This is a genomic window from Halorubrum sp. SD626R (assembly GCF_001261915.1).
Taxonomy (GTDB): Archaea; Halobacteriota; Halobacteria; order Halobacteriales; family Haloferacaceae; genus Halorubrum.
The window spans coordinates 1-5187 of sequence record NZ_CVRT01000126.1 but is presented as its reverse complement, the minus strand read 5'-3'; the positions used below and the strand labels follow the sequence as shown (position 1 = coordinate 5187).

Here is a 5187-nt window from a genome sequence, read left to right as displayed (position 1 = left end):
CGGTCATCGCCCCCGACCAGCTCACGAGCTACGTGATGGTCGAGGCGACGGACGGCAGCGTCTTCGCCCGGATCCTCGACGAGATCCCCCACGCCCGCGGCGTGATCCAGGGCTCCGAGGGGCCGGCCCGGAGCCCCTTCTCCGAGGTCGAGCACTTCCTCTCGCCGACCCCCGACGTCGAGGGGATCGCCGAGGGCGACATCGTCGAGCTGATCGCCGGCCCGTTCAAGGGCGAGAAGGCCCGCGTCCAGCGCATCGACGAGGGGAAAGACCAGGTGACCGTCGAGTTGTACGAGGCGACCGTCCCGATCCCGGTCACCGTCCGCGGCGACCAGATCCGCGTGCTCGACTCCGACGAGCGCTGACGCGTCGGATCTGCCCCGTCTCACCGCTTCTCCCCTCACTTTCCTCGACCAAGGTACCCGACGAGTCGTCGGCAACGACAAGGGCTTTATCCGACGACGACCGACCGATCGGACATGTTCGGTCCCGCCGTGCCGGCGGTCCTGAGCCTGGTCCCCGACACGTTCACGTTCGCCTGGCTCGTCGCGATCCTCTTCGCCGCCTCGTGGCTGCTCGACAGCCGCGGACTGGCGGCGGGCCGGACGATCGCGGCGGGGACGTGGGCGCTGTTCGGGCTCTTCTGGCTGTCGACGGTGCCGTACTTCGCGTTCGAACACCAGAGCTACGTCGAGTCGATCCTGGCGCTCGTCGGCGTCCCGACCTGTATCTACGCCGGCTACCTGCTGTACAACGGCCGCGCCTCGCTGTTCACGCTCACCCGGGCCATCTCGATCATGCTGTTCATCTACCTCCCGTTCGAGACGATCCCGGCGCTCTCGGTCGCCGGGATCGCGTTCCCCGAGCCGCGCCGGATCCTGATCGAGGCCGTCGCGACCCAGACGGGGTTCCTCATCGACCTACTCGGCTACGCGCCGGAGCGCGTGGCGAGCTACGAGGGGTACGACGCCGCGTACGCGTGGACGCTCGACGACGGCCACACGGTCACGATCCACGTCGTCCTCGCGTGTACGGGACTCGGGAGCATGGCGATCTTCGGTGGGCTCGTCGCCGCCGTGCAGGCGCCGCTCTCCCGGAAGCTCCGCGCGCTCGCGGTGTCGCTCCCGCTCATCTACGTGCTCAACATCTTCCGGACGACGTTCATCTCCGTCGTCGCGGGCAACCAGTACATGCAGTGGCAGACCGACCTCGTGCTCGCGATGTTCGGCGCGACCGACCCGTATCGGGTCTCGTTCCTCATCTCCGACCGGATCATGAGCCAACTGCTCGCGGTGGTCGCGCTGATCGGGATCACGTTCCTCGCGGTGCGGGAGCTCCCCGAACTCGCCGTCATCCTCGAAGACGTGCTCTACCTGCTTACGGGCGACGAACACGACCTCACGGAATCGTTAGACCTCCCGCGGGAGCCGACGAACCGCTGACCCGTCGGCGCGGACCGCGGCGGTCGGACGCGGTCCCGACTCACGAGAGGTGCGCCGCCACGTCCGTCGACGAGACCATGCCGACGTAGTCGTCGTCGACGACGGGGAGATGTTTGACCTCGTACATCGTCATCATCGCCGCGACCTCCTCCATCATGAGGTCCGGCGTCACCGTCTCCACGTCCTCCGTCATCACGTCGCGGACGCTGGTCTCGTCGAGGTCGCGGCCCGCCGCGACGGCCCCGACGATGTCGCTCTGCGTGACGATACAGCCGCCGACCGTCGTCACGACGAGCGCGCCGATGTCGCCGTCGGCCATCCGACGCGCGGCCTCGCGGAGCGGCTCGTCCGCCCCGATCGTCTCCAGCGGCGTCGACATGATCTCGCTGACGCGGGTCCGGTCGTTCAGATCCATACCGTGTCGTGTGCTATCACATCTGATTACTCTTCCGGTGCGCCGTCCCGCCGGGGCCTCACCGGCGCTCCGAGAGGTACGACGTCAGGTCGGTCGTCGACAGCATCCCGACGAGCTGCCCGTCCGCGTCGACCACCGGCAGGTGCGTGTATCCCCGGTCCGTCGGCCCCGCGAGCTCCTCGACGGAGTCGTCCGGCGAGACGGTGACGACGTCGGTGGTCATGAACGCCTCGACGGGGGTCTCGTCGTCCGGGTCGTTCAGACGGACGAGCGAGACGAAGTCGGTCGCGGTGATCAGCCCCGCCAGGCGCCCGTCGTCGCCGACGACGAGGATCGAACTCACCCCCGTCTCCAGCATGCGTCTCGCCGCGTCCGCGGCGGCCGCTCCCGGAGCGACCGTGACGAGGTCGGTCGACATCAGTCGTTCGACGGGCACGTCTGTCATGAACTGTGGTAACGCGGGACGGGGATATCAAACGACCGGTCGTCGGGCCCGGATGATTCGCGGCGCGCTCGCTCTTCCCGACGAACTCACTCCCCGACGAGCTCCGCGGGCGCCCCGGCGAGCCCGGCGAGCGCGTCGGCCTCCACGTGGTGGAGGTCGCCGGGGATCACGAGGAGGTGGAGCGGGTCGCCGAACTCGCGATCGGCGAGCGCGCTCAGCCGGCCGGCGGCCACCACGGGGTCGGGCGAGCCCGCGCGGGCGACGACCACGGCGAGCTCGTCGCGCCAGCCGTCGGCGAGCAAGCCGGCCGCGATGTCGGCGGTCATGTACTCCTCGTGGTCCGGGTCCGGACCGCTCGGACCCGTGCCGACCTTGATGTCGAGGTAGACGAGCGTGTGAAGCCCGCGCTCCCGGTTCGTCTCGATCGTCTCGACCACGCTCTCGGGCACGTCGCCGCCGCCGTGGGCGTACGGGAACGGGAGCGTCGTCGCCTTGCCGAACCGGTAGTTCTGGAGCCCGGTGAGGCTCGACGCGGCCGACTGCGCGGTCACGCCGTGGATCACGCGCGTCTCGATCCCGCGCCCTTCGGCGCGCAGCCGGAGGTCCGCGTGCGTCGTCGAGATCATCGTGTCGCCGGCGGTACAGAAGGCGACGTCGCCCTCGGCGGCCGCCGCGAGGATCGACTCCGGGTCGCGCTCGACCCCCTCGCGGTCCCGGACCTCGATCTCGACGCCGTGGTGCGCCGCCAGCTCGTCGACGTCGGCGCCGACCAGCCGGCTGGTGTAGAACTCGGCGAAGACCCGGTCCGCGGCGCGGAGGGCCTCGCGCCCCTCGACCGTGACCGACCGCTCGTCGTAGAGTCCGAGCCCGATGAACGTGAGCATACGCGTCGTCGGTCGGGCGGCGAGTAAAAGGGCGCGGAACGGCGGTCCCCGCGCCTGTCCCCCCGATCGCCTAAAGATCTTTAATGATTGTTCCTTGTGATTCCATAGCAAGCCCTAAGAGGTAACCACCACAACCAGAGCACACGAGGCCCTCACGGGCTACCATACCATTATGACTGATGACGAACTCATCTGGCGGATATCGGGGGGATCCGGCGACGGGATCGCTTCGACCAGCCAGAACTTCGCAAAGGCCTTGATGCGATCGGGGCTCAACGTGTTCACGCATCGCCACTACCCGTCCCGCATCCGCGGCGGTCACACCTACACCGAGGTCCGCGCCTCGGCGGACCCGGTGAGCTCCCGCGGCGACGGCTACAACTTCCTGCTGGCGCTCGGCGACTCGTTCGCCCGGAACCCTCAGGAGGAGGCCGTCTACGGGAACGAGGAGATCAAACCGCTCTCGGAGAACCTCGACGAGCTCCGCGAGGGCGGCGTCATCGTCTACGACGAGGGACTCTTAGACGCCTCGGAGATCCCGAACTTCGAGGAGCGCGCCGAGGAGAACGACTGGCACGTGTACCCCCTCGACCTCCGCGGGCTCGCGCGCGACCAGGGCCGCGAGGTCATGCGGAACACCGCCGGCGTCGGCGCGACCTGCGCGCTGACCGGCATGGACCTCGATCACGTTCAGGACCTCATGCGCGACGCGATGCCGGAGAAGATCCTGGAGCCGAACCTGGAGATCCTCCAGATCGCGTACGACCAAGTGCGCGAGGAGCACGACGTCGACGCGTCGGACGTCTCCGTGCCGACCGGCGAGCACGACGAGACGCAGTTGCTCATGTCCGGGTCGGACGCCATCGCCTACGGCGCCATCGACGAGGGATGCCGGTTCATCGCCGGCTACCCGATGACGCCGTGGACCGAGGTGTTCACGATCATGACGAAGAACCTGCCGAAGCTCGGCGGGATCTCCGAGCAGGTCGAAGACGAGATCGCGGCCGCCGCGCTCGCGGTCGGCGCCTCGCACGCCGGCGTGAAGGCGATGTCCGGCTCCTCCGGCGGCGGGTTCGCGCTGATGTCCGAGCCGCTCGGGCTCGCGGAGATGACGGAGACGCCCGTCGTCCTCGTCGAGGCCATGCGCGCCGGTCCCTCGACCGGGATGCCGACGAAGCCGGAGCAGTCCGACCTCGAACACGTCCTCTACACCTCGCAGGGCGACTCCCAGCGCGTCGTCCTGGCGCCCGGGACCGTCGAGGAGGCGTACGAGCAGTCGCGGATCGCCTTCCGGCTGGCCTACGAGTACCAGATCCCGTCGATCCTCCTGTACGACCAGAAGCTCGGCGGCGAGATGACGAACGTCCCGAAGGGCCACTTCGACCGCGAGCCGAACCCGACGCTCGGGAAGACCCTGAGCGAGGACGCGCTCGCCGACGAGCCGCACTCGGCCGACGGGAAGTTCCACCGGTTCCAGCACGACGTCGAGGACGGCGTCTCCCCGCGGTCGATCCCCGGCCAGAAGGGCGGTCGCTTCCTCGCCACCGGCAACGAGCACGACCCGACCGGGCACATCGCCGAGTCGCCCGATAACCGCGTCGCGCAGATCGACCGCCGGACCCAGAAGCTGGAGGCGATCCGCGCCGACCTCGACACCGTGGACACGGGCTCGTACGCCGGTCCCGACGACGCCCAGTACGGCATCCTCACCTTCGGCAGCCAGCAGGGCACCGTCGAGGAGGCCGTCGGGCGCCTCAACGACGCCGGTGTCTCGGTGAAGTCGTACGGCGTCTCCGACATGGCGCCGTTCCCGACCGAGCAGGTCGCGGCGTTCATCGAGAGCGTCGACGAGGTCCTGGTCGTCGAGATGACCGCCTCGGGACAGTTCCGCGGGCTCGTCCAGAAGCACCTCGGCCGCTACGGCGAGCGGCTGTCGAGCCTGCTGAAGTACAACGGGAACCCGTTCGAGCCGGCGGAGATCGTCGACGGGTTCGAGGCCGC

Annotated in this window: 6 protein-coding genes; 3 read left to right on the top strand and 3 right to left on the bottom strand. The window is 69.1% G+C overall.

The features are described from left to right. On the top strand, positions 1-365 hold a 365-nt coding region (locus SD626R_RS12885), incomplete at its 5' end, for a transcription elongation factor Spt5 (RefSeq protein ID WP_092566749.1). 114 nt (positions 366-479) lie between these two features. Beyond that, positions 480-1442, top strand: a complete 963-nt coding sequence (artA, locus tag SD626R_RS12880) for an archaeosortase A (RefSeq protein WP_092566748.1) — start codon at positions 480-482, stop codon at positions 1440-1442. 40 nt (positions 1443-1482) lie between these two features. Here artA and SD626R_RS12875 read toward each other — a convergent pair whose 3' ends face one another. From SD626R_RS12875 to dph5, 3 genes are all read right to left on the bottom strand, one after another. Further along, positions 1483-1857: a CBS domain-containing protein gene (locus SD626R_RS12875; RefSeq protein ID WP_092566747.1), complete on the bottom strand. Its 375-nt coding sequence runs from the start codon at positions 1855-1857 to the stop codon at positions 1483-1485. 58 nt (positions 1858-1915) lie between these two features. Further along, on the bottom strand, positions 1916-2302 hold the full coding sequence (locus tag SD626R_RS12870; RefSeq protein WP_092566746.1) for a CBS domain-containing protein: 387 nt from the start codon (positions 2300-2302) through the stop codon (positions 1916-1918). An 86-nt stretch (positions 2303-2388) separates the two neighbouring features. Then, positions 2389-3186 (bottom strand): diphthine synthase, encoded by a 798-nt coding sequence (gene dph5 / locus SD626R_RS12865; RefSeq protein WP_092566745.1) that lies wholly within the window; start codon positions 3184-3186, stop codon positions 2389-2391. A 172-nt stretch (positions 3187-3358) separates the two neighbouring features. Between dph5 and SD626R_RS12860 the strand changes: the two genes are divergently transcribed. Continuing rightward, a partial coding sequence (locus tag SD626R_RS12860) for a 2-oxoacid:acceptor oxidoreductase subunit alpha (RefSeq protein WP_092566750.1) occupies positions 3359-5187 on the top strand: 1829 nt, incomplete at its 3' end.

Bases quoted from the DNA above. Each gene is read 5' to 3' on its own strand.
- artA (WP_092566748.1), top strand. From the start codon at position 480: ATGTTCGGTCCCGCCGTGCCGGCGGTCCTGAGCCTGGTCCCCGACACG.
- SD626R_RS12875 (WP_092566747.1), bottom strand. From the start codon at position 1,857: ATGGATCTGAACGACCGGACCCGCGTCAGCGAGATCATGTCGACGCCG.
- SD626R_RS12870 (WP_092566746.1), bottom strand. From the start codon at position 2,302: ATGACAGACGTGCCCGTCGAACGACTGATGTCGACCGACCTCGTCACG.
- dph5 (WP_092566745.1), bottom strand. From the start codon at position 3,186: ATGCTCACGTTCATCGGGCTCGGACTCTACGACGAGCGGTCGGTCACG.